Origin of the sequence: Drancourtella massiliensis (assembly GCF_016900655.1) — a bacterium.
Classification (GTDB): Bacteria; Bacillota; Clostridia; order Lachnospirales; family Lachnospiraceae; genus Sellimonas; species Sellimonas catena.
Genome location: NZ_JACJKH010000019.1, coordinates 42,546 through 65,461 on the forward strand (window position 1 = coordinate 42,546; position 22,916 = coordinate 65,461).

A 22,916-nucleotide genomic window follows, 5' to 3' on the forward strand; every position below is an offset into this window, starting at 1 on the left:
CTCCACAAAAATAACGGAGCCGCTTCGAGGCAAGCGGCTCCGTCTTTCTTTGTTCGTTATTCAGTTTTTATTTTCTTTTTGTATTCTGTTATCCGTTCACGTACCGGGAGATCAGTTCCCAGATACCTGATTTTTCGAATCCGAGTTTCCACGCGGCTGCTCCTGCAAGATCGTATTCCTGCATGACTTTGAGCTTGGCCTCCAGGGATTGTTCGTCTTCAAGCCATATTTTGTACGTGTTTCCGTCTGCAGTCCACTCTGCGTAGTTCTGCTGGGTCTCTTCATCCCAGGATGCTGTCACGCCTGCATTGGCCACGGCCGTTTCTGCCTCCTGCATGCCGATCGCCTGGCTTGTCAGGCCGCTGGATGATTCGATCCACAGCCTCGTGAAAAACGGAAGTCCGTTAATGACTTTCTCTTTTGGTACTTCTTTGAGTGTCTCTGTGATACCTTCTCTTACAAAGTCAATCGATGCAACAGAGCCGGCTTCTTCAGAGCCCGCGAAGTGTTCGTCATATCCCATGATGATCACGTAATCTGCTACAATGCCCTGTTCTTCTCTGTTGTAATGGCTTGTAAATCCAGGTACATAGTTATCCACGGAAAGAACGATCTGGTTCTTCCTGCACTCAACAGATAATTCCCGGATAAACTGAATATAGTGGTCGCTCATCTCCTCGGTGATCTGCTCGAAGTCCACGTTGATGCCGTCAAGTCCGCTGTTTTGTGCCTCGGTAATCAGCTGGCTGATCATATTGGCCCTGCTCTGTGTGTTGCTTAATACCGCAAGTGTATCGACCTGATTGGTAAAGTTGTCAACCAGCCCCCATACTTCCAGCCCTGCCTGATGTGCGGCATCCACATAGGCACTGCTTGCGAGAGACGTAATATTGCCGTTTGTATCCTGGATTGTGAACCAGGTTGGAGAAATTGTAGTCAGTCCTGTCGTTCCTGCAATGACGGAGGCCACATTTTCATTGGCCGCCTGGCTTGTAACCTGATGCCATGCCAGATTGATCTTGTAGTCTTTCTGAATATTGGTATATTCCGGCTCTTCATATTCAGATTTCCGTGTCTGTTTTTCGGCTTTTTCCAGGGTATTGGATTTCACATAGCCGATATACCCGTCCACGGTTCTCACTTTCATCCAGGATCCGGCTTCTTCGATGACAACCACGTCATCTGATTTACTGATTTCAGTCAGGATCGGGCTCTTTACACCTCCCAGGATCCGGACCTCGGTATCTTTGCTCACCCTGGCGTGGTTTTCTTCCTTGTTGGTTACAATCACTGCTCTGTCCGGATTTTCATAGACATCCAGTGACATGTCCGTATATTCTTTTACAAAATCCAGCGCGAGATAAACAGTATCATTTTCCACTTTTACAATTTCATAGTCTCTCGTCTGTGTTCCATCTTCGGATTCAAATTCTGTCGCGCCAGCCGGAATGCTGAGCGTCCTGTCCGGTAAAGTATAAAGCAGCCGGTTTTCATTAGAGTCCCAGTAAAATCTCTGATTTACGTAATCGTGTACAGAATCGAAATCCAGATAGACTTCGCTTCCTTCTTTCATGCTCTTTACATCTGGAATCTGATTGTCGATCGCAAGTCCCACCTGGCTGGTGTCTGTAATACCAAAATACTCATTTTTATCTGCTTCTTCCCTCGACGGGCCATATCTGATCCATAATACTATTCCTGCTGCGATCACTGCGATAAGTAAGAGCAGAAGAAGAATCAGGATGCGTTTTCTTCTCTTTTTCCGTCTTCGGATCTGGCGGCGCATCTCAAGCTCTTTCTGGCGTCTGCTTTCCTGATTCCGGCGTCTTGGATCCTGCTGCTGTACCGGCCTTTGTCTTTTTCTGGCCGGCCGTCCATCCGGTCTCCTTTTGCCTCGTCTTTCATCCATGTCCATACCTCCTGTATACGCTCACATTATATCAAGATTTCTTCTGCACGTCATTAATAATTTTGACATTTTCGGCTCTGTTCACTACCTGTTTCTGCGTAAAGGGGGATTATCGCTTTTTACTTTATGTTTGACAGTTTCACAAATCTGACTTCTTTAACTTTACCGTTCTCATCCGCCACATAGTCTCTCATATAGGAAAGTTCTTCCTTCACTGCATGTGCGGACGCAATCTGCAGCGGACTGGCCGGATGTCCGTTCATTTTCATCCGTACTCCCATCCGCTCATACTCCGAGAGTTCTACAAACAGATTCCTGTATTGCTCGTCCTCTATAATATCGCTCTCCATACTGTTTCCCTTTTCTTTCTGATAATCTGAAACAGAATTTTGAAAAACCTTTTTCTATGACTGCGGCCCGGAGTATCCCCTTGTGAAGTGCACAGGTTTCTTATCGTGATATATTATTTATGATACCCCGTATGCTGAAAAAGGTAGCACCGTTCCCGTTATTTTTCAAAATCATGAATCGTCTGAATTTATTAGTGGGTTCTTTTGTGATTAAATGAATATAAACTGAGAATAATTGTGATATGCTCTATTTTGATTCTATCGAACTGATTGCAGAAATGCTTTTAGTGAGATAAATCAAGGACTGCTTTGCATAAACTATATGCAGAAATGCTGACCGGAAAATAGATTCGTAAATATCCCCTCCTTTATTACTGTACACAGTCATCCGGGAATACTACCTCTGTCCAGATATTATACTCCTGTTTTCTGCGAATGCAAGTATTTTTTCTAAATTTTATTTACAGAATTTTATTTTTTGTTTATACTACTATTGAGTAAGTATAAGATTATTTACAGCTAGGAAGTGATTATATGAAAATTGAAAAGATCAATGAAAATCAAATCCGTTGTACCCTGACACGTGCCGATCTCGAGGACAGACACTTAAAGATCAGCGAGCTTGCCTACGGTACCGAAAAAGCGAAATCACTTTTCCATGACATGATGCAGCAGGCAGCCTTTGAATTCGGTTTTGAGGCTGACGATATTCCTCTCATGATCGAAGCGATTCCATCATCATCGGATTCCATCGTGCTCATCATTACAAAGGTAGAAGATCCGGAAGAGCTGGATACTCGTTTTTCCAAATTTGCTCCTTCTCCGTTCGATGATACAGATACATCCAAAAAGGCGGTCCCAGACAAGCTTGAGGGTGCGGAAGAGTTTCTGCAGCTTCTCAACAAAGTCAAAGAGGCGGTCGCAGAGATGCCCGGAAAGAATGGAAAGCCCGAAGCGTCCATCCGCCCGGCTGTCCGGCTGTTCTCGTTTGGCTCTCTTGACCGGGTGATTGAAGCGGCGCATCTTCTCTCTCCGATGTATCAGGGCGTCAATACGCTCTATAAGGATCCGTCCGACGGATTCTTTATTCTGGCCGTCACACAGTCAGGACATTCAAAAAGTGATTTCAGTAAAATCTGCAATATGCTGACCGAATACGGTATTCTTGAAAAGAGTACTCCGGCGTCTCTTGCATATCTGGAAGAGCACTGCGAGATGCTCATTTCCCGCGAAGCTGTTCAGCGTCTTGCAAGTCTGTAAAATAAAGCACCGTCTGCAGAATTTACTCACCTGCAGACGGTGCTTTTTTCTATACCTTACACCTTATTCATTTGCTTTTAAAAAAGCATTGATCTTCTCTACTAATAACTCGGCATCAATTCCATGAACCATCGCCGCTTCTTCCAGAGATTCCATCTGAGAAGCCGGGCATCCAAGACAGTGCATCCCGATTTCCATAAGAATCGGAGCTACTTCCGGATGTGTATTAACAACTTCGCCGATCGTCGTAGTTTTTTCTACCTGATAAGCCATTTTGAATTCCTCCTTATTTACTTGGATTTACGTATTCCTTATTATAATACCTTTTTTTCTAATACGCAACCAAAAAGCTTTCCTTTCCTTCGGAAATAATTGTCAGAATTTTCTATAATTTTTTGCCCTTTCAGAATCATAGTTTGATTATGAAAAAGTCAACCTTTTTTTCCGGTTTTTTCGACAAAAGCTCAATTTTATTATTTCTTTACAAAACATCCGTTCTTTTAAAAGCCAAAAGTTATCCCCACAATTCACAACTTTTTCTGTGGAAAGTGGGGATAACTTTTGAAAACAACGCTATTTTACCCTTTTTTCATAATTTAAGTGTGGAAAACGATTTTGGCCTTATTTTCCATTTTTTTACAATTTATTACAAATTTGTGCATTTTGCTGATTCGCGATTTTTTCTCTCCGCGCCTGCTTAGAAAATCCGGCGCACTGTCAAAATACTCGTGTATGTTGCGGATGAAATTCCAATCCCATGTGCAGGATCCTGTGCGTTGACAATCTGACCGTCTCCCACATAGATTCCGACGTGACCATTATAACAGATGATATCTCCCGGCTGTGCCTCAGAATAGGAGACCTCGTATCCTGCGCTTCTCTGAGCCGAGGATGTCCTCGGAAGGGAAACGCCAAAATGGGCATAGACTGACTGGACAAAACCGGAACAGTCCGCTCCGTTTGTCAGGCTTGTCCCTCCCCACACATAGGGATTCCCGATAAACTGGCAGGCATAATCCACAACAGCCTGCCTCTGCGCCTGTTTTCTTTCGGCTTCTTCTCTTGCCCTCTGCTCTGCTTCTGCCTGAAGCCTTGCCGCCTCCTCTTCTTTTGTCTCTCCGTAGGAAAATGTAACCTCTGTTCCGTTCTTCAGCGCCTCCGCTTCCATCTGACGCACTTTCTGCTGCGCCTGTCCTGCATCCATCAGATATTCCGACCGGATAAACCCGGTAATATTTCCGGACTGAACTGCCGTCCACTCTCCAACCGGTCCCTTCAATGTTACTGCATTTCCCGGATAAAGCTTTCCGGTCCAGTCACTGTCATCAGATGTGGCGCTTCTGACATAAATATAATCAGAAGAAATATTAACAAAGCCTGTATCTTCGTATTTCCCGTTCTGTTCCCTTACAACAAATTCTCCGTTTTTTTCTGTTTCTTCTATTATAATAGAAGATGCCTGATCCTCTGTCTTTTGTACCTGTCTGAGCAGTCCATCTGCATTGACTGCCGGATTTCCTGTCTGAACCGGAAGTTCAGCGGCCTTTGCATGGATCCCGGAGCCTGCTACGAAAATACCGACAAAGGCAGCCAGTATCAGTCCCTTTTTGAAATAACTATGCATGGCATAATCCTCCTTTTATGATAGTTATGTATATTTTCTTTCGTATTTATTACATTTTTGTTACAAATGTTACGTTTTGTATTCTAACATATTTCGTTTTTTTGTCAAGGCACTTTCCTTTCTATATTCACTTTCAGTTATATTTTTTCTTGACAAAATCCGTGAAATTTTTTATTATAAATATAATAATTATTATCATTATTAATCGAAGGGAGGGTTTTTGTTGACAGCATTGAAATACAGCAGGCAGCGAGAATCGATTAAGGACTACCTGATGCATACAAATGCGCACCCGACTGCGGATATGGTTTACCTCCATGTCAAAGAACAGTTTCCTAATATCAGTCTTGGAACGGTATACCGGAATCTGAATCTTCTTTCTGACATGGGAGAGATCATCAAGATATCGACTCCGGACGGAGCAGACCGGTTTGACGGACGCACTGTTCCTCACTATCACTTTTTCTGTACTGAATGCGGTTGTATGGAAGATATGAACATGGCATGCATGAAACAGATTAACCAGCTTGCCAACGAAGCATTTGACGGCATCGTGGAATCACACACCATTACATTTTATGGGAAATGCAGCCGGTGTCTTCAAAAGCATTCAGAAGCTGCTGCCATATAATTGTAAATAATTCATGAATTCCAAAATAGGAATTGACAAGCACACGGAAAAGTGCTATATTGATATCAGTAATTATTACTGATTTTTAACTAAGGAAACAAAAAAAACGAAAAGGAGATATGTGTTATGAAAAAATGGGTATGTACAGTATGTGGTTATGTTTATGAAGGAGAAAATCCGCCGGCAGAATGTCCTCAGTGCCATGTTCCTGCAGATAAATTCCAGGAAATGGCAGGAGAAAGAACATGGGCTGCTGAGCACGTAGTAGGTGTTGCTCAGGGTGTCAGCGAAGACATCATCGCTGATTTAAGAGCAAACTTCGAGGGAGAATGCTCCGAAGTAGGTATGTACCTTGCAATGGCAAGAGTTGCTCATAGAGAAGGATATCCGGAGATCGGATTATACTGGGAGAAAGCAGCATGGGAAGAAGCAGAACACGCTGCTAAATTCGCAGAATTATTAGGTGAAGTCGTTACAGACAGCACAAAGAAAAACCTTGAGATGAGAGTAGAAGCTGAAAACGGCGCTACAGCTGGTAAATTTGACCTTGCTAAACGTGCAAAAGCTGCTAACCTTGATGCAATCCATGACACAGTTCATGAGATGGCAAGAGACGAAGCTCGTCACGGAAAAGCATTCGAAGGACTTCTCAAGAGATACTTCAGCTAAGATACACCCAATATTCAGGAATTTAGGAGACGGTTCTTATGAATCGTCTCCTTTTTTCAAAGCCTTCCCCGCTTCACAGCGGAAAGATTGTTCTTTCAGATTAACTGTGCTATAGTAGGGATAACAAGTAATTTGTCATTAAAAGGAGGAAAAAAAGATGTCAAAATACGAAGGAACCAAAACAGAACAGAACCTGATGGCTGCATTTTCCGGTGAGTCTCAGGCAAGAAACAAATACACATTTTATTCTTCTCAGGCAAGAAAAGCCGGATACGTTCAGATTGCAAATATCTTTGAGGAGACAGCAAATCAGGAAAAAGAACACGCAAAAATGTGGTTCAAAGAGTTCCACGGCATCGGTGATGTAGCAGAAAACTTAAAAGACGCTGCTGCCGGCGAAAACTATGAGTGGACAGAAATGTACAAAACCATGGCTGAAGAAGCAAGAGCAGAAGGATTCGATGAGCTTGCTGCAAAATTCGAACTTGTTGCACAGGTAGAGGCCGCTCACGAGAAACGTTACAATAAGATTCTTGCTACATTCGAAGCAGGAAATACTTTCAAAGGAGACGCTCCTCTTGGATGGAAATGCAACAACTGCGGATATATCTACGAAGGCGAAGAGGCTCCGGAAGTCTGCCCGGTATGTGCTCATCCGAAGGCTTATTTTGAAAGAAAAGTAGAAAACTACTAAAATTTACTGATCGGAAAAAGGAAGGACGCTGCTCCACAGACCATACATCTGTAGAGCAGCGTCCCTCTTCTTTTTTACATCACTCTCTGATAAATCCGTTTCACCGGCAGATACAGGATGCTGACCGCCACAGCCATAAAGACTGCATTGAATACAGTTGCCGGAATCGAAGCGGTGGATGCTGCCACTGCCGCGCCGATACCGCTTCCTGTGAGAACCAGTCCAAGGATTCCCATTCCCCACTCAATGAAAATATTTAAAACTGCGTAGACAATACTGCAGATCACGGCGCCCCGGTACTCTTTTTTCTGATCGCCGTCTGCTTTTTTCCGGAACCATGCAAACAGTGCTCCCACCAGAATACATTTCACAATCGTCTCCACAAATACCTGCGGGATAGACTGTACATATCCATTGAGGAGGTCAAAAATGACAAGCCCTGCTGTTCCGGTGACAGCCCCTTTCCTGCCGCCCTGAAGAAGCATTCCCAGCACCACAAATACGTGTCCGAAGTGGATAAACGGCGTCCCGACCACAGCCGGAACCGGAATCCGGAACGCCTGAATCCCAAGGAATGTAATCGCCGTAAAAAAGGCCATACTTACTATCGTCTTGATTTTCCGGTCGTTCATTTCTTATACCGCCTTTGTCCTTCTTATCTCTTTCGTAATCAACCCGCTCTTTAAGAGAACCGGGCGGACCGCATTGTAAAGCAGTCCGGCAAGCACGATCGATACGACCGCATTGATCAGTGTCGCCGCCCCGCTGATCTTGGCCAGTGTCTCCGCCATCTGCTGCGGCTGTCCGAGAATGTACTGCTTATAAAAATATCCCACAACAGGATCTGCGATTACATTAAATCCAAGTCCCGCCACGCATGCCAGAACACTCCATTTCATCACATACTTTTTATCAGTGCTTTCATTGATCTTTGCGATTCTGTGCGCAACAAGCCCGACAATCAGACCAATCATGAATTTCAGCACGAATGTCTTCGGTGCTCCTACAATATAAATCGGATCCAGGAGGTCTCCGATTGTCATGCCGACTGCTCCGGCCAGCCCTCCGTAACCGCCCCCAAGGATCAGCGCCGCCAGCGCGCAAAATGCATTTCCTGCATGGATCGACGTCGCATCGCCGCCCGGAACCGGAATTTTTATCTGCAAAAACGCAAATGCTACATAACACAATGCCGCGAAAATCGCGGTCTGCGCAAGTTTAGTTGTTGTCTGATGTCTCTGATTCATAATTCTGCCCTCTTTCCTCTGTTTCTTGCCTCATATTATCACCAAACTGGATTCTTTAAAACATCCAGTTTTATTATTTTTAACCAGTCCAGTTGTGGATTTTAAATATTTTCTGTTCAAATCTTTATTTTTCTTTCGCAATTTTACTATTGATTTTTTGGAATATCGGATATAATATTAGCATATAGATTACGTAGTATCGAAAACTACATGTTGTTTTGCCAGCATGTTCAGACAGGAGGTAGTTTTATGAATAGACATAGCAGACATTTAAAAGATCCAGGAAGCGCCATTACACATTTTATCGGAATGCTGATGGCTATTTTTGCTGCAGTTCCGCTGTTGATCAAGGCCGCAAGGGAGCCGGATCATATTTATCTGATTTCCCTGAGTATTTACGCACTCAGCCTGATCTTATTGTATGCGGCGAGCACCACCTACCATACGTTTGATCTCTCTGAGAGGGCAAATACGATTCTCAAAAAAATTGACCACATGATGATATTCGTCCTGATTGCCGGGAGTTACACCCCGATCTGCCTGATTACGTTAAAAGGGCGGACAGGAACCATCCTTCTTGCTCTCGTGTGGGGCATCGCCATTGTCGGAATTATCCTGAAAGCCTTCTGGGTATTCTGTCCGAAATGGGTTTCTTCCGTTCTCTATATTGGAATGGGCTGGACCTGTGTCCTTGCTTTCACCCAGATTTTAAATGCCCTTTCCCCGGCAGCATTCGGATGGCTTCTTGCAGGCGGTATCATTTATACAATCGGCGGTGTCATCTATGCGCTGAAGCTTCCGATTTTCAACAATCGCCACAAAAATTTCGGTTCCCATGAGATTTTCCATCTCTTCGTGATGGGCGGAAGCATGTGCCACTTTATCGTGATGTACGCTTTCGTACTGTAAGAACCTTACTGTAATAACCTGATTACAAAATAAAAGACCATGCATGACGCACAGTCTTCTCACCCGGCTCTGATCTGACATCAGGCCGGGTTTTCTTTTTGATTTTCAATCAGCTTTTCCTTTTCTTTCCGTGTTAGATGTTTGATCTCATATTCCCGCCTCATCGCCTCTTCTTTTGAACAGAAGCTCTCATAGTAGGCAAGCGCAACCGGACGTCTCGTCTTCGTATATCTGGCGCCTCTGCCGTCGTTGTGGGCCTTCAGGCGCTTTGTCAGATCATTGGTCCATCCGGTATAAAGTGTCCCGTCACTGCACTTCAGAATATAAGTATAATTTTTCTGGATCGTTTCTTTCTTCTCCTCCATGTTTCCTCCTAAAAAGGTGAATATGCTCCCTCTTTAAACCGCTTCAAAAGAATAACCGCCGCCACTGCAGCGATGACTTCTCCGGCCGGAAAAGATATCCACACCCCTGCAGGTCCGAAAACGCGGGACAGCAAAAATGCACACGGAATCGTGATGACAAACTGCCGCAAGAGTGAAATTACAAGAGAATGCTTTCCCTCTCCTATCGACTCAAAAACTCCGGAATAAATCACACCGATAGTGGAAACCAGAAATCCAAGGCAGATAATCCGAAGCGCCGTAATTCCCGCCTGCAGAAGAGACTCTTCCGCATCAAACAGCGCGAAAATCTGTCCCGGAACAGTAAGCGACAGCACCGTACCGATCAGCATAATACATCCTGCGGATAACAGGCTGTACCGGATAATGCTTCTCACCCGCTCTTTTTCTCCCGCTCCATAATTATAGCCGATCAGCGGCCTCATTCCCTGCACAATTCCATTCGCCGGCATATAAATGAAAGTCTGAAGCTTATAGTAAACTCCCAGAACCGCCACATACACATCCGAAAATCCTCCCAGAATCCGGTTAAGCACACTGACCAGAACCGATGGCAGCGTCAGCATAATACTGGATGGAATTCCTACACTGTAAATCTGCCGGATCATTGCCTTATCCAGCTTCAGATACTTCGGATGGATCTGAACGGCAAACCGCCGTCTCTTATATACGACAATATAGAGCAGAAACGCCGTAATCTGGCCGATAACCGTAGCGTATGCCGCGCCTTTTACTCCCATGGCCGGACAGCCGAGAAGTCCGAAAATCATAATCGGATCCAGAATGATATTGATGACCGCCCCGGTCGCAAGAAGAATCATCGTAATCTTCATCTCACCGATTCCCTGAAAAATCTTCTCAAAGGCAATCTGCAAAAGGCACCCAAAGGACAGACATAGTACAATATAAGTATAATCGCACGCCAGATCCACAATCACTTTATTTTTTGTGAACATCGCAAGAAACGGTTTTGTGACAAGCAGTCCAAGAATCACAAATAAAATACAGTGAATCACCGTCAGCGCAATTCCAATAGTCGCAGCCCTATTCGCTTTCTCCTGCCTTCCGGCCCCAAGATGGATCGCAATGGCCGAACTGATTCCGACTCCGATTCCAACCGCTACCGATGTCACCACGTTCTGCAGCGGATACGCAAGAGAAACCGCCGTCAAAGCGTCCGTTCCAAGCCTTGATACATAAATACTGTCGACAATATTATACAGCGACTGAATCAGCATGGAAAGCATCATAGGGACCGACATGGACATCAGAAGCGGAAATACCTTTCCGGTCTTCATAAACTCATTCGTCTTTTCCATTTTCTCTCTCCTTCTTCCACAGAATAAAAAAGACCATATGCCTGTTTAATTCTGAAACAGGAAAACCATATGATCTTTGCTTTGCTTTTCAATTTTGACCTGTTTATGTTATCATACCACGGCGGGACTGTCAAATATATTTTCTCCTGCGAAATGTGACAAGTGATCAGCAGATTCTGTCGTTTGCAATCATTTCTACTCTGCCCGAAACATCCCGTATTCTTTCGGCACATTTAGTATGCCGTCGGAAGTATGTTGAAGTAAAATATTCTTAATATCCTGCTTAGGCACATTCCGCAGCGGCATCATACAGGACAAAGAATAAATATATTCAACCATATCGTCCACTTCCGTCACCCGCAGCGAATCCACATATTCTAACTTTTCAACCTTTGAGAAAAATTTTCCCAGTATTTCGTCTCCATTTTGAAGTGTGAAATTTTTATTTATGCTGTCTTCAATACCATATTTAGAAAACAACTTCGTAAGATACTCCGTAATCCCATGTTCTCCATAGGTAGCGCAGTAAAATTTTCCACCCTTTTTTAACACACGCCTTACCTCTGATATCGCTCTATCTAAATCCGGCACATGATACAGCATCATATTCGCAATTACGATGTCAAATGTTTCGTCCCCAAACGGTATATCCTGAATATCGATCACCTGATATTCAACATTATCATGGATACCGACAGTTTCTTTTGAAACCTTAACCATACCAGCAGAAAAATCAGAAAGTACCAATTTTGAGCAGGAAGCAATCATTGCTTCTTTGTCTTTCCACATATCTCCTGTTCCGCATCCCAATTCTAACACTTTCATCCCATCAGAAATTTCATAATTAGAAAAGATCCAGTTTCCAAACCCCATTTTATTCGTTGAATATTTTTCGTGAATAGCGATTCTTATATTCAAATTTGTTTCAGTTGCATATTGCTGCTTTACGACTTCTGCATCATTCCAATTACTCATTGCCGTCTCTCCGACTCCTTTCCCCTGGCATTATAAGTTGATTTTAGCATATTTATCTCTCTTAGTCACATACGTTTTCAGAGTTCCCACGGGAGAAGATTATAGAGATTCTGACCTCCCCTTAGCTACAAAAATTCACAGGGAATAGGTTGAATTTCTCCTATTTTTGGATATAATAAAAGTAACGAAAGCAAAGGAGGTTTCCCTATGAATATCAATACAAACAATCTGGTCTCCATTACAGAGGCAAACCAGAATTTCTCTAAAGTAGCCCGCCTTGTAGATGAGAGCGGCGCAGTAGTCATCCTGAAAAACAATGTTCCCCGTTATCTGGTTATGGAGTTTTCGTCAGCTGAACAGGAGCAGCTTGCTGCTGATGAGGATGTCATGTCCATTTCCCGGCGCTTGATTGAAAAGAATCGTCAGGCTTATGAGGTGCTTGCCAAATGATACGGCTATCCAAATCACAAATACTTCTTATCCATGACCAGCTGATTACCGAAACCGGCGGTTCGTCCGGGCTGCTGGATGAAGGGTTGCTGGACTCTGCGTTGAATGCTCCGTTCCAGACCTTCGGAGAAGAGGATGTGTATCCTTCTCTCCAGCAAAAGGCAGCCAGACTTTGCTTTGGCCTTGTTAAAAATCATCCTTTTGTGGATGGAAACAAGCGAATCGGCGCACACGCCATGCTAGTGTTTTTGGCGCTCAATGGCGTAGAATTACAGCATTCTCAGACAGGCTTTCCGATGTGATCCTCCGGCTTGCTGCTGGAGAGATAGAAGCACAGGAATTGCTTCACTGGATTCTTTCACATCAGATTTAAAAGTCACACCCCTGTGGCAGAAAAGATAGAAGTCCGTAAAAGATTATAAAACAGGGGGGGGGTACAACACTGAAAAATCCAGGGGCACTCTCTCCGTCAGAGCCGCCCCTGGATGTTATTCGCTTAAATATTGTAACGGATCAATCGGCTGTCCGTCTTTGCGGAATTCAAAGTACAGATTGCACCCTTCTACGCTGTAGTATCTGGTAGGTTCCGCCAGATAGCCGAGCACGGTTTTTGCTTCTACGCTGTCCCCGGTCTTGACCTGTACATTCTGCAGCTGTCCGTAGATGGCCTCATATCCGTTTCCCATGTCTACTGTAACGGTCGTTCCTTCCTGCGGCGTTTTGTCGATGGATTTGACAATTCCTTTTCCTGCGGAAATGACCTGATCGTTGACAGCTCCTCCGATAATCAGAGCCGGATTGTATTTATATTCCTCCAGTGTTGCAAAGTACACGGTCTTGTCCATGCTGTAATTCATCAGAACCGCGCCGCTGACCGGCCAGATCAGCTTGTCGCCCTCGCTGAAATTGATCTCGCTGCCGACCCCTGCCGTTTCCGCGGAATCAATCGTACTGCTGTCTGAATCTACTGCGTTTGCGGTACTGTCCGTGCCGGAAGTTCCGCTCTGGGATGTCGTCCCGCCGGAAGCTGTACCGTTATCTGCCGCATCTGTGCCGGAGGATGCAGGATCCTCTGCCTCTTCAGAAATACCGCTGCCGGAAAAATCAGAGACTCCTTCTTCTGTCACATCGTCTGTAGAATCATTGATTACATCCCCCGCATCTGCGCTCTGGTATTCTTCCAGCTCCTGACGGCTTTCCTCCTCAATCTTTGCCATCTCATTTTTAACATTGCTTTTGTATTGCTGAAATGTATAGACACCCGTCAGAACTACTGCTGCCGCCATGCAGACTGCCAGCCCGATTTTTGCTCCCCGACGTTTTTTAGGAGCGCGCTTATTGTTGTTCATCTTCATCACCTCTGGCATTATCTTTGCCAGAAACCAGGAAGCTTATTCTGTGTCTTTCAAAATTTCCGCAACTTCTTTTAAGACAGTTCCTTCAAAAAAATAATTCAGAATCTCTTTGTAGTCTTTTCCCTCTTTCGCCATGGATTCGGCCATATTCTGGCTCATTCCAAGTCCATGGCCGATACCCTGAGTGATGACGATCGTTTTTTTATTTTCTTCTTTCAATGTATAGCAGGACGAAGCAAGCTCCCACCGGTCCCGGAACGTATCTCCATCCATTGTCTCTTCTCCCTGCCTGATCTCCAGCACATATCCGGCGCTGTCCTGCTTTGTGATTTCATACCCGGTTCCATCGATTTCTTTTGACTGAAACGCATCCTCCGCATCCTTGTCTTCCGCACAGTCTACACTTTTCAGGTACGGATACTGATCCGTTCCGAGTGCTTCTTTCGCATCTCTTGTCTTTCCATTTGTCAGACGGCAGTACGGTGTATATGCCGGATGATCCTCATAGACAAGAATTCTTTCTTTCGTCTCTTTCCACGCTTTTGAAAGCTTCTCATAATATTCCTGCATATGGCTCTTCCACTCTTTTTCCATTTCGTCCACTGTATAAAAATGATCGGTAAAAACAAGTTCTTCTCCTTCTTTTTGCTCTGTCATCTTTTTGTAGATCCCGGTCCGCACAATGGCCGCCTGCGCTTTGATCGTCTCTATATCCATCTCCATCGAGATCTCTTTTGCCAGCATGCCCATTCCATACGCGTCCAGAGACATGGTCAAAAGCCTGTCATCTTCCCCGCTTTGCACCATTACTTCTGTTTCCTCCTGCCGTGGAGGCGCCAGGCGCATCGGCCCGTTGATAAAAATCGTGATTACATATGGCAGCGCAATCAGAAGAAACAAAATACAGCCATATTTTTTCCATTTCCGAAGCATAAAAAACCCTCCCATACAACGTATGAGAGGATTTTTATTCTTATTCCTGTCCTTTTTGCAGGCGAATTATGCATCAACCTTAATGTGGTCCAGATGCCAGATGTCATCTACGTATTCCTGAATCGTTCTGTCAGAAGAGAATTTGCCGCAGCATGCAACATTCATGAGCGCTTTCTTAGCCCATCCTTCTCTGTCTTTATATGCTTCTTCCACACGTTTCTGTGCGTCTGCATAAGAACGGAAGTCTTTCAGAATGAAGTATCTGTCCGCACGTTCCTGACCGTGTGTGTTGACAAGTGAATCGTAGAGATCTCTGTACATCTCCCTGTCTCCATTGGAGTACGTTCCGTCGATCAGCTGATCAACGACCCGTTTGATGTCCCAGTCATTAAAGTAAATATCTGCCGGATTGTATCCGCCGTTGTTCTCAAAGTTGATAACCTCATCGGATGAAAGTCCGAAGATAAATGCATTTTCAATTCCAACTTCTTCCACGATCTCTACATTGGCACCATCCATGGTTCCAAGAGTCGGAGCACCATTAAGCATAAATTTCATGTTTCCGGTACCGGATGCCTCTTTGGATGCTGTGGAAATCTGTTCGCTGACATCTGCTGCCGCAAAGATGATCTCTGCATTGGATACACGATAATCTTCGATAAATACCACTTTGATCTTTCCGTTGATGCTCTTGTCATTGTTGATGACATCCGCAACAGAATTGATCAGCTTGATTGTCTCCTTGGCACGGACATATCCTGCTGCCGCCTTCGCACCAAAGATAAAAGTTCTCGGATAGAAGTACATCTCCGGGTGATCTTTGATCTGATTGTACAGGTACATCACATGAAGAATATTCAAAAACTGACGTTTGTATTCATGGAGACGTTTTACCTGCACATCAAAAATCGATCTCGGATCCACTTCAATTCCATTATATTTCTTAATATATTCTGCCAGGCGCAGCTTGTTCTGGTATTTAATCTCACGGAATTCCGCAAGCGCTTTTGGATCATCCACATATTTTTTCAGCCTGCTCATCTGAGACAAGTCGGTAATCCACCCATCTCCGATGCGCTTTGTCACCCAGTCTGCAAGGAGCGGATTTCCATGCATGAGGAATCTTCTCTGGGTAATTCCGTTTGTTTTATTATTGAATTTCTCCGGCATCATGTCGTAGAAATCTTTCAGCTCCTCATGTTTGAGAATCTCTGTGTGAAGTCTTGCCACACCGTTTACAGAATATCCCGCTACAATGGCAAGATGTGCCATTTTCACCTGACCGTCGCGGATGATAGCCATTCTGGCAACTCTTCCTTCATCCCCCGGATATCTGAAGCGGACCTGTTCAATAAATCTGCGGTCGATTTCCTGAATAATCTGATAAATACGCGGAAGGAGTCTGGAGAACAGATCAACCGGCCATTTTTCCAGGGCCTCCGCCATAATTGTATGATTCGTATAGGCAACTGTCTTTGTCGTCACATCCCATGCTTCATCCCACTCCAGTCCTTCCTGGTCAATCAGGAGATGCATCAGTTCTGCAACTGCCAGTGTCGGATGGGTATCATTCATCTGAATGGTTACTTTCTCATGAAGTTTACGGACATCATCATGCTTCTTCTTATACCGTACCAGCAGCGCCTGAAGGCTGGCAGAGATGAAGAAATACTGCTGTTTCAGACGTAATTCTTTTCCTGCATAGTGGTCATCACAAGGATAAAGCACATCTACAATCATCTTTGCCAGATTTTCCTGTTCCACCGCATGTCTGTAATCACCGCGGTTAAACGCGTCCAGATGGAAGTCCGTAATTGCTTCCGCATCCCAGATTCTCAGTGTATTGACTACATGATTTCCGTATCCGATAATCGGCATATCATACGGTACAGCAAGAACAGAGCTGTAGTTTTCCTGAATGAAATTGTTCCGTTTCGTCACAGGGTCGTATTCGATTCGTACATCTCCTCCGAAACGGACTTCTTTTGCGTACTCATCACGGCGAATCTCAAACGGGTTGCCGTCCTTGAGCCAGTTGTCCGGTACTTCCACCTGATATCCGTTCTCGATTTTCTGCTTGAACATGCCGTAACGGTAACGGATTCCGCAGCCGTAGGCCGGATACCCCAGTGTCGCAAGAGAATCAAGAAAGCAGGCCGCAAGTCTTCCGAGACCACCATTTCCAAGAGCCGGATCCGGTTCCTCATCCTCTACCGCATTCAGATCGATTCCCATCTCATCCAGCGCTTCTTTGACTTCTTTATAAGCAGTCATATTGATCAGGTTGTTGCCCAGAGCCCTTCCCATCAGGAACTCCATGGACATGTAATATACTGTCTTTGGATCTTCTTTTTCCATTTCTGCCTGCGTCGCAAGCCAGTAATCAATGATCGTCTCTTTTACGGCAAGGGAAACTGCCTGAAAGATCTGCCGTCCGGTTGCTTCTTCGATTGTTTTTCTATAAAGGTTTTTAATATTATTCTTTACTTCCTCTTTAAAAGCTTCTTTCTCAAATCTTTTACTGTACATCTTCCTTTTCCTTCCTGAACATTTTGAATGTCTGATGATTAGTTTTCTTTTGCCACTCCAATCGTAACAGCCTCGCCGTTAATTTTCCACTCTTTTACATAGCCTGCCGGCTCTGTTTTTTCCATGGATACAGCAAGAACATCTTCTGAAATTTCCTGTCGGTTCTCTGCGAAAACAGTTTCTGCTTTCTCACTTCCAGTATATGTTATATGGATCTTGTCTGTCACTTCGAAACCGGCTTCTTTTCTCATCGTCTGGATCTTACTGATGATTTCACGCACAAATCCTTCTTCCAGAAGTTCCGGTGTCAGATTGGTATCCAGAACAACTGTAATTCCATAATCGCTTTCAGATACATATCCTTCTGTCTGTGTCATGTCAATGAGCAGATCCTCTTTTGTAAGAACTACTTCATTTCCATCAACTGTGAATTTCAGTTCGGAATTGCTCTCAAGATCATCCATTGCCTGATTGCCGTCCAGAGTCTCGAGCTCTTTCTTAATACCGCCAAGCAGCTTTCCGTATTTTGGTCCGACTGTCTTTAACTGTGGTTTGAATGTGTAGGTTGTAAATGCCCGGACATCCTCTGTCTGCTCCATTTCTTTTACATTGAGCTCTTCTGTAATAATCTCTCTGTAATATTCCGGAAGTTCCTCCACACCTTTGACAAACATCTTGCCGATAGGCTGACGGTTCTTGATATTAGCCGCATTTCTGCATGCACGGCCCATTACAACGATCTTCAGAACTTCGTCCATGTAGCGCTCCAGTTCCGCGTCGATGTACGCCTCATTTACCTCCGGGAAGTCGCACAGATGAATGCTTTCCGGCGCACTCTGATCAAGACTTCTTACGAGATTCTGATAGATCTCTTCTGTCATGAACGGAATCATCGGAGCCGCCGCTTTTGATACTGTCACAAGCGCTGTATACAGTGTCATATACGCATTGATTTTATCCTGTTCCATTCCTTTTGCCCAGAAACGCTCGCGGCATCTTCTGACATACCAGTTACTCATATCATCTACGAATTCCTGCAGTGCTCTTGCAGTCTCCGGAATCCGGTAATTGGCAAGATTGTCATCTACCGTCTTTACAAGCGTATTGAGTTTGGAAAGAAGCCATTTGTCCATGACGGACAGTTTTTCATATTCCAGTTTATATTTTGTAGCGTCAAACTCATCAATATTCGCATACAGTACGAAAAATGCGTACGTATTCCACAGTGTTCCCATGAATTTACGCTGTCCTTCCTGAACTGCCTTTCCATGGAACCGGTTTGGAAGCCACGGTGCGCTGTTGACATAGAAGTACCAGCGGATCGCGTCGGCTCCGTAAGTTTCAAGAGCCTCGAACGGATCAACCGCGTTTCCTTTGGACTTACTCATCTTCTGGCCGTTTTCATCCTGCACATGTCCAAGAACAATGACGTTCTTATACGGCGCCTTGTTGAAGAGCAGTGTGGAAATCGCAAGCAGAGAGTAAAACCATCCTCTTGTCTGGTCTACCGCTTCGGAGATAAAATCTGCCGGGAACTGCTGCTCAAACAGTTCTTTATTCTCAAACGGATAGTGATGCTGCGCAAACGGCATGGATCCGCTGTCAAACCAGCAGTCGATCACTTCCGGCACACGGTGCATTTCCTTTCCGCATTTTGGACATTTGATCGTCACTTCATCGATATATGGACGGTGAAGCTCGATATCGTCCGGGCAGTTGTCGGACATTGATTTCAGCTCTTCGATACTTCCAATGGAATGCTGATGTCCACATTCACATTCCCAGATATTCAGCGGAGTTCCCCAGTAACGGTTCCGGCTGATACCCCAGTCCTGAACGTTTTCCAGCCAGTCGCCGAAACGGCCTTTACCGATGCTTTCCGGGATCCAGTTGATCGTATTATTATTTCGGATCAGGTCATCCTTTACTTCTGTCATGCGGATAAACCAGGATTCTCTTGCGTAGTAGATCAGCGGAGTGTCACATCTCCAGCAGTGCGGGTAGCTGTGCTCAAATTTCGGAGCTGAGAAGAGAAGTCCTCTCTTGTCCAGATCCTCAAGAACCATCGGGTCTGCTTTTTTACAGAAGATACCTGCAAACGGTGTCTCCTCTGTCAGTTCTCCCTTTCCGTTTACAAACTGTACAAACGGCATATCATAGCGGCGTCCCACCTTGGCATCGTCTTCACCGAATGCCGGTGCAATGTGAACGACTCCGGTTCCGTCTGTCAGTGTAACATAGGTGTCGCACAACACGTAAAATGCTTTCTTATTCTGCTTTTCTGCTGCCTTTGCAGCTCCTTCATAGAGTGGAATGTATTCTTTGCCTTCCAGCTCTTTTCCTGTATAGCGCTCTACAATTTCATAGGCCTTTTCGCCTTCTTCCTTTGCAAGTCCGCCGAGCACCTGATCAAGAAGTGCCTCTGCCATATAATATACACGTCCGTCAGCTGCATTTACTTTCACATAGGACTCGTCCGGATTTACACAGAGAGCCACGTTGGACGGCAGTGTCCAGGGCGTTGTTGTCCATGCAAGAATATAAGCGTCTTCATCTTTTACCTTGAAGCGCACGATTGCGGAACGCTCTTTTACGTCCTTGTATCCCTGCGCTACTTCCTGCGCGGAAAGCGGTGTTCCGCAGCGCGGGCAGTAAGGAACGATCTTAAATCCTTTGTAAAGAAGTCCTTTCTCCCAGATCTGCTTTAATGCCCACCACTCGGACTCGATAAAATCATTGTCATAGGTAACATACGGATGCTCCATGTCCGCCCAGAAACCAACTGTAGCAGAAAAGTCCTCCCACATACCTTTATATTTCCATACACTCTCTTTACATTTACCGATGAACGGCTCAAGACCATATTCTTCGATCTGATCTTTTCCATCCAGTCCAAGCAGTTTCTCCACTTCAAGTTCTACCGGCAGTCCGTGGGTATCCCATCCTGCTTTTCTCGGAACCATCTTTCCTTTCATCGTCTGATATCTCGGAATCATATCTTTGATAACACGGGTGAGGACATGTCCGATGTGCGGTTTTCCGTTGGCCGTCGGAGGTCCGTCATAGAACGTGTATGTCTCGCCTTCTTTTCTGTTTTCCATGCTCTTCTCAAAAATATGGTTTTCTTCCCAGAATTTTTCTACTTCTTTTTCTCTGTCAACAAATTTCAAATCGGTTGAAACTTTCTGATACATGCTCTTCTCTCCTTTTAGAATTTTTCTAAGAAAAAAACTCCCGTCCGTAATAGGACGAGAGTATAATCTTTCGCTGTACCACCTGTTACTGCATACGTTCATATGCGCTCTTGGTAACGGCAGAATACCGGCAGCGCTTAGTAGGATTCCCGTTCAGCGTCTGCAGCTCGGAAGTGATCTTCAGGCAGGGTCTACTTACACCGGGCTCACACCATCTCCGGCTCGCTGAAGGCTTTTGACATCTGTCTTACTCTCTTCGTCATCGCTTTTTCGATATATTTATGTATGGTCTGTCCCATACTTCGTATATTATACTTGATAGTTTTCGTATGCGTCAAGTATTTTTACCATCTTTTCCTTCCGCGCCTTCTGCTTCTTCTGGCGGCTCTCTTCATTCTTCTCCGTCTCTGACGCTCCAGACGCTTCTGCCGTCTGCTCGTCCTCAGGAACGATCTCCGTCTTCTTCTGCGGAATACCAGAATCAGAATCACAACTGCCACAATGATTACAGCCGCTGCCGCTGCGATCACGATCCACTGTCTTCCCTCGAATACATTTTTGATGATGTCCAGAACCGATGCTGTTCCCTGCTCTTCTTTTTCCTTCCGGGCCACGGCTTTCTCATCGACATCCGCTTTTGCTTTGCCGACAGTCTGTCCTTCATACGTCAGATACAGCATGGACTCTCCATTTTCTTCTCCGGTCTCAAACTTCAGGTCTTCCTGGGAAGCGTCAGCCGGAAGACTTACATAAACCGGTTCTGTCTCCGTAACAGTTGCATGTGCTTCTTCCTGTGCCTGCTCCAGAACACTGCTTTCTACCTCCTGCCTGGTGAAATTCTCAAACGCGTAATCCAGAATACTTCTTGTATCATCATAAATGTGCTGGCCTCTTGTCTCCATCTCCACGCAGACAAGGTGCATTTTTCCGTTGTCCGCAAGAGTAATCAGTGTATTTCCGGCCTCATCAGTATATCCTGTTTTTCCTCCGACACAGTACTCATAATAATGATCGTTCCAGTTGACCAGCATCTCATGCCTCTGCTGGAATGTCCGGGACTCTGTCTCCAGATTGGTAGGTCCAATCGTATGCTCATATGTCTGCATGATTTCCATGAGCTCAGGATGAGAAAACAGCTCTGACGAAATCAGTGCCATATCATGTGCCGACGTATAATGATTTTCATCCTGCAGGCCGTGCGGATTGACAAAATGCGTATGGGTGGCACCAAGCTCCCCGGCCCGGTCATTCATGGCCGCCACAAACTTTTCATATCCCGTTCCGGTTCCTGAAAGTGTATTGCCGATATTTTCCGCAACCGCGTAGGACACCTCGTTTGCCGATGCAAGGAGTACCCCGTACAGCGCATCCGTCAGGGATATCTCCTCTCCCGGCCGCATCCCGATATAAGCGTCCCCCGGTTCGAGGAAATCCACGCTTTCCTGTGAGATCGTCACCCGTCCAGTCTCCAGATCTCCATTTTCCGCCGCCAGAAGTGCTGTCATCACTTTCGTAATACTCGCCGGATAGTGCTCATCATCAATATTCTTTGCATAAAGTACCGCCTTTGTATCGGCATCGATCACAATGGCCGACTTTCCATAGACTGCAGGACCTTCCGGCCAGTTTTCAATCTCATTACTCTGAACCGGAAGCGCATAGGACTGCTTCGCCTCCTCCTCTGCATCCGCCGCACTGACTCCTGATGCGGGCATTGTAACCGCTGCAATACAGAGCAGTCCTGCCAGTATTTTTTTCATTTTTCTTTTCATCATATGTCTCCCCTGTTTTTCTTCGTACCTTATAGTTTACCATATCTTCGGAAAGAAAGTGAAAAAAATCCACTTTTCCATCCACTTTTCTTTTTACACATCCCGATTCTGTTTTTCCACGATATTCACACCGTTTTTCTCCACATGCAAAACTGTCCACCTTATGTGGATAAAGTTGTGGATAACTTTCTTTTTTTCCTCTTTTCTTTCCCCGGTTTATTAGTATCTATCCTTCAGTTTCTCTTAAAAATCGGGCTTTTCCATACTATATCCTCTCTATTTTCTTTTATTCCCTCTTTTCCCTATTATGTGGATAACTTTTTCTTCAATCTGGTTTTTTATCCTCCTTTTTTACCCTTTATCCACTTTCCCGTGTCGAAAACCAACTATTTTTTTCTACGGATTCTCCAAGCTTTATCCAAACGTTTTTGGAACATGTCCACAAAGTTATCCACTCTTTCCACATAGTTATCAACATCCTGTATCTAAAATTTTACTTGACACAAGACTATGATACGATTTTCATAAAATCCAAAGAAAAAAAAACACATATTTTTTACTTTTTCTTTCTATACTTAATTACTAAGACTTCCCATACTTAAAATGGGCTTTGTACCTTGAAAATTCAATATTTCAGCTAACAAAATAGTGATTTATGTTCCTATAGACTCTGGATGGAGTGCGTTACGCAG

Annotated in this window: 22 protein-coding genes; 7 read left to right on the forward strand and 15 right to left on the reverse strand. The window is 44.7% G+C overall.

Translation table 11 applies throughout. The features are described 5' to 3' along the window. Positions 1-88: 88 nt before the first annotated feature. Together H6A32_RS10930 and H6A32_RS10935 are read right to left on the reverse strand one after the other, a co-directional pair. Positions 89-1,909, reverse strand: a complete 1,821-nt coding sequence (locus H6A32_RS10930; protein WP_242960048.1) for a glycosyl hydrolase family 18 protein — start codon at positions 1,907-1,909, stop codon at positions 89-91. Between the two features lie 119 nt (positions 1,910-2,028). Beyond that, on the reverse strand, positions 2,029-2,259 hold the full coding sequence (locus H6A32_RS10935; RefSeq protein ID WP_087166553.1) for a hypothetical protein: 231 nt from the start codon (positions 2,257-2,259) through the stop codon (positions 2,029-2,031). A gap of 534 nt (positions 2,260-2,793) precedes the next feature. Here H6A32_RS10935 and H6A32_RS10940 point away from each other — a divergent pair. Continuing rightward, positions 2,794-3,519, forward strand: a complete 726-nt coding sequence (locus H6A32_RS10940) for an adaptor protein MecA (protein ID WP_118636222.1) — start codon at positions 2,794-2,796, stop codon at positions 3,517-3,519. 63 nt (positions 3,520-3,582) lie between these two features. On the opposite strand, the gene H6A32_RS10945 is transcribed toward H6A32_RS10940, so the two are convergent. After that, positions 3,583-3,792 (reverse strand): DUF1858 domain-containing protein, encoded by a 210-nt coding sequence (locus H6A32_RS10945; RefSeq protein WP_024733889.1) that lies wholly within the window; start codon positions 3,790-3,792, stop codon positions 3,583-3,585. Positions 3,793-4,216: 424 nt separating this feature from the next. Beyond that, entirely contained in the window at positions 4,217-5,143 is a 927-nt protein-coding gene (locus tag H6A32_RS10950; RefSeq protein ID WP_204864343.1) for a C40 family peptidase, read from the reverse strand. Between the two features lie 223 nt (positions 5,144-5,366). Between H6A32_RS10950 and H6A32_RS10955 the strand changes: the two genes are divergently transcribed. The 3 genes from H6A32_RS10955 (at position 5,367) to rbr (ending at position 7,137) form a co-directional block, all read left to right on the forward strand. Continuing rightward, positions 5,367-5,774, forward strand: coding sequence for a Fur family transcriptional regulator (locus H6A32_RS10955; protein WP_118636220.1), 408 nt, complete (start codon positions 5,367-5,369; stop codon positions 5,772-5,774). A 126-nt stretch (positions 5,775-5,900) separates the two neighbouring features. Continuing rightward, positions 5,901-6,443, forward strand: coding sequence for an NADH peroxidase (locus tag H6A32_RS10960; RefSeq protein WP_087166548.1), 543 nt, complete (start codon positions 5,901-5,903; stop codon positions 6,441-6,443). Between the two features lie 157 nt (positions 6,444-6,600). Beyond that, positions 6,601-7,137, forward strand: a complete 537-nt coding sequence (gene rbr / locus H6A32_RS10965) for a rubrerythrin (RefSeq protein WP_087166547.1) — start codon at positions 6,601-6,603, stop codon at positions 7,135-7,137. Between the two features lie 74 nt (positions 7,138-7,211). Here rbr and H6A32_RS10970 read toward each other — a convergent pair whose 3' ends face one another. Beyond that, entirely contained in the window at positions 7,212-7,769 is a 558-nt protein-coding gene (locus H6A32_RS10970) for an ECF transporter S component (protein WP_204864344.1), read from the reverse strand. A gap of 3 nt (positions 7,770-7,772) precedes the next feature. Next, entirely contained in the window at positions 7,773-8,384 is a 612-nt protein-coding gene (locus H6A32_RS10975; RefSeq protein ID WP_191437275.1) for an ECF transporter S component, read from the reverse strand. Positions 8,385-8,633: 249 nt separating this feature from the next. On the opposite strand from H6A32_RS10975, the gene trhA reads away from it, so the two are divergent. Beyond that, complete coding sequence (gene trhA, locus H6A32_RS10980; protein WP_087166544.1) at positions 8,634-9,293, forward strand: PAQR family membrane homeostasis protein TrhA; 660 nt, start codon at positions 8,634-8,636, stop codon at positions 9,291-9,293. 80 nt (positions 9,294-9,373) lie between these two features. Here trhA and H6A32_RS10985 read toward each other — a convergent pair whose 3' ends face one another. The 3 genes from H6A32_RS10985 to H6A32_RS10995 all read right to left on the reverse strand — a co-directional run bounded on the left by H6A32_RS10985 (position 9,374) and on the right by H6A32_RS10995 (position 11,991). Then, a complete protein-coding gene (locus tag H6A32_RS10985; protein ID WP_087166543.1) occupies positions 9,374-9,658 on the reverse strand; it encodes a GIY-YIG nuclease family protein in 285 nt (94 codons plus the stop codon). 8 nt (positions 9,659-9,666) lie between these two features. Further along, on the reverse strand, positions 9,667-11,016 hold the full coding sequence (locus tag H6A32_RS10990) for an MATE family efflux transporter (protein WP_087251892.1): 1,350 nt from the start codon (positions 11,014-11,016) through the stop codon (positions 9,667-9,669). Between the two features lie 195 nt (positions 11,017-11,211). After that, entirely contained in the window at positions 11,212-11,991 is a 780-nt protein-coding gene (locus tag H6A32_RS10995) for a class I SAM-dependent methyltransferase (protein ID WP_204864345.1), read from the reverse strand. Between the two features lie 207 nt (positions 11,992-12,198). Here H6A32_RS10995 and H6A32_RS11000 point away from each other — a divergent pair, with 207 nt between their 5' ends. Both H6A32_RS11000 and H6A32_RS11005 read left to right on the forward strand, forming a co-directional pair. After that, positions 12,199-12,441, forward strand: coding sequence for a type II toxin-antitoxin system Phd/YefM family antitoxin (locus H6A32_RS11000; RefSeq protein ID WP_087166540.1), 243 nt, complete (start codon positions 12,199-12,201; stop codon positions 12,439-12,441). Further along, on the forward strand, positions 12,438-12,743 hold the full coding sequence (locus tag H6A32_RS11005) for a type II toxin-antitoxin system death-on-curing family toxin (RefSeq protein WP_346342278.1): 306 nt from the start codon (positions 12,438-12,440) through the stop codon (positions 12,741-12,743). Before H6A32_RS11000 ends, H6A32_RS11005 begins: the two co-directional genes overlap by 4 nt. Before the next feature lie 186 nt (positions 12,744-12,929). Here the strand turns inward: H6A32_RS11005 and H6A32_RS11010 are convergent, their stop codons facing one another. The 6 genes from H6A32_RS11010 to H6A32_RS11030 all read right to left on the reverse strand — a co-directional run bounded on the left by H6A32_RS11010 (position 12,930) and on the right by H6A32_RS11030 (position 22,227). Next, positions 12,930-13,808 (reverse strand): murein hydrolase activator EnvC family protein, encoded by an 879-nt coding sequence (locus H6A32_RS11010; RefSeq protein ID WP_243424906.1) that lies wholly within the window; start codon positions 13,806-13,808, stop codon positions 12,930-12,932. A gap of 24 nt (positions 13,809-13,832) precedes the next feature. After that, positions 13,833-14,729, reverse strand: a complete 897-nt coding sequence (locus tag H6A32_RS11015; RefSeq protein WP_204864346.1) for a SpoIID/LytB domain-containing protein — start codon at positions 14,727-14,729, stop codon at positions 13,833-13,835. A gap of 66 nt (positions 14,730-14,795) precedes the next feature. Next, positions 14,796-17,258, reverse strand: coding sequence for a glycogen/starch/alpha-glucan phosphorylase (locus tag H6A32_RS11020; RefSeq protein ID WP_204864347.1), 2,463 nt, complete (start codon positions 17,256-17,258; stop codon positions 14,796-14,798). Between the two features lie 38 nt (positions 17,259-17,296). Beyond that, a complete protein-coding gene (gene ileS / locus H6A32_RS11025; protein WP_087251896.1) occupies positions 17,297-20,452 on the reverse strand; it encodes an isoleucine--tRNA ligase in 3,156 nt (1,051 codons plus the stop codon). Between the two features lie 206 nt (positions 20,453-20,658). Then, on the reverse strand, positions 20,659-20,790 hold the full coding sequence (locus H6A32_RS16700; protein WP_275950821.1) for a hypothetical protein: 132 nt from the start codon (positions 20,788-20,790) through the stop codon (positions 20,659-20,661). A 6-nt stretch (positions 20,791-20,796) separates the two neighbouring features. Then, complete coding sequence (locus tag H6A32_RS11030) at positions 20,797-22,227, reverse strand: D-alanyl-D-alanine carboxypeptidase family protein (protein WP_138373693.1); 1,431 nt, start codon at positions 22,225-22,227, stop codon at positions 20,797-20,799. Positions 22,228-22,916: the final 689 nt, after the last annotated feature.

Coding starts and splice junctions, on each gene's coding strand:
- H6A32_RS11020 (WP_204864347.1), bottom strand. CDS start 17,258: ATGTACAGTAAAAGATTTGAGAAAGAAGCTTTTAAAGAGGAAGTAAAG.
- H6A32_RS10985 (WP_087166543.1), bottom strand. CDS start 9,658: ATGGAGGAGAAGAAAGAAACGATCCAGAAAAATTATACTTATATTCTG.
- trhA (WP_087166544.1), top strand. CDS start 8,634: ATGAATAGACATAGCAGACATTTAAAAGATCCAGGAAGCGCCATTACA.
- H6A32_RS10945 (WP_024733889.1), bottom strand. CDS start 3,792: ATGGCTTATCAGGTAGAAAAAACTACGACGATCGGCGAAGTTGTTAAT.
- H6A32_RS10995 (WP_204864345.1), bottom strand. CDS start 11,991: ATGAGTAATTGGAATGATGCAGAAGTCGTAAAGCAGCAATATGCAACT.
- H6A32_RS11010 (WP_243424906.1), bottom strand. CDS start 13,808: ATGCCAGAGGTGATGAAGATGAACAACAATAAGCGCGCTCCTAAAAAA.
- rbr (WP_087166547.1), top strand. CDS start 6,601: ATGTCAAAATACGAAGGAACCAAAACAGAACAGAACCTGATGGCTGCA.
- H6A32_RS10960 (WP_087166548.1), top strand. CDS start 5,901: ATGAAAAAATGGGTATGTACAGTATGTGGTTATGTTTATGAAGGAGAA.
- ileS (WP_087251896.1), bottom strand. CDS start 20,452: ATGTATCAGAAAGTTTCAACCGATTTGAAATTTGTTGACAGAGAAAAA.
- H6A32_RS11005 (WP_346342278.1), top strand. CDS start 12,438: ATGATACGGCTATCCAAATCACAAATACTTCTTATCCATGACCAGCTG.
- H6A32_RS10990 (WP_087251892.1), bottom strand. CDS start 11,016: ATGGAAAAGACGAATGAGTTTATGAAGACCGGAAAGGTATTTCCGCTT.
- H6A32_RS10970 (WP_204864344.1), bottom strand. CDS start 7,769: ATGAACGACCGGAAAATCAAGACGATAGTAAGTATGGCCTTTTTTACG.
- H6A32_RS11030 (WP_138373693.1), bottom strand. CDS start 22,227: ATGATGAAAAGAAAAATGAAAAAAATACTGGCAGGACTGCTCTGTATT.
- H6A32_RS10975 (WP_191437275.1), bottom strand. CDS start 8,384: ATGAATCAGAGACATCAGACAACAACTAAACTTGCGCAGACCGCGATT.
- H6A32_RS10950 (WP_204864343.1), bottom strand. CDS start 5,143: ATGCATAGTTATTTCAAAAAGGGACTGATACTGGCTGCCTTTGTCGGT.
- H6A32_RS10935 (WP_087166553.1), bottom strand. CDS start 2,259: ATGGAGAGCGATATTATAGAGGACGAGCAATACAGGAATCTGTTTGTA.
- H6A32_RS11000 (WP_087166540.1), top strand. CDS start 12,199: ATGAATATCAATACAAACAATCTGGTCTCCATTACAGAGGCAAACCAG.
- H6A32_RS10930 (WP_242960048.1), bottom strand. CDS start 1,909: ATGGATGAAAGACGAGGCAAAAGGAGACCGGATGGACGGCCGGCCAGA.
- H6A32_RS11015 (WP_204864346.1), bottom strand. CDS start 14,729: ATGCTTCGGAAATGGAAAAAATATGGCTGTATTTTGTTTCTTCTGATT.
- H6A32_RS10940 (WP_118636222.1), top strand. CDS start 2,794: ATGAAAATTGAAAAGATCAATGAAAATCAAATCCGTTGTACCCTGACA.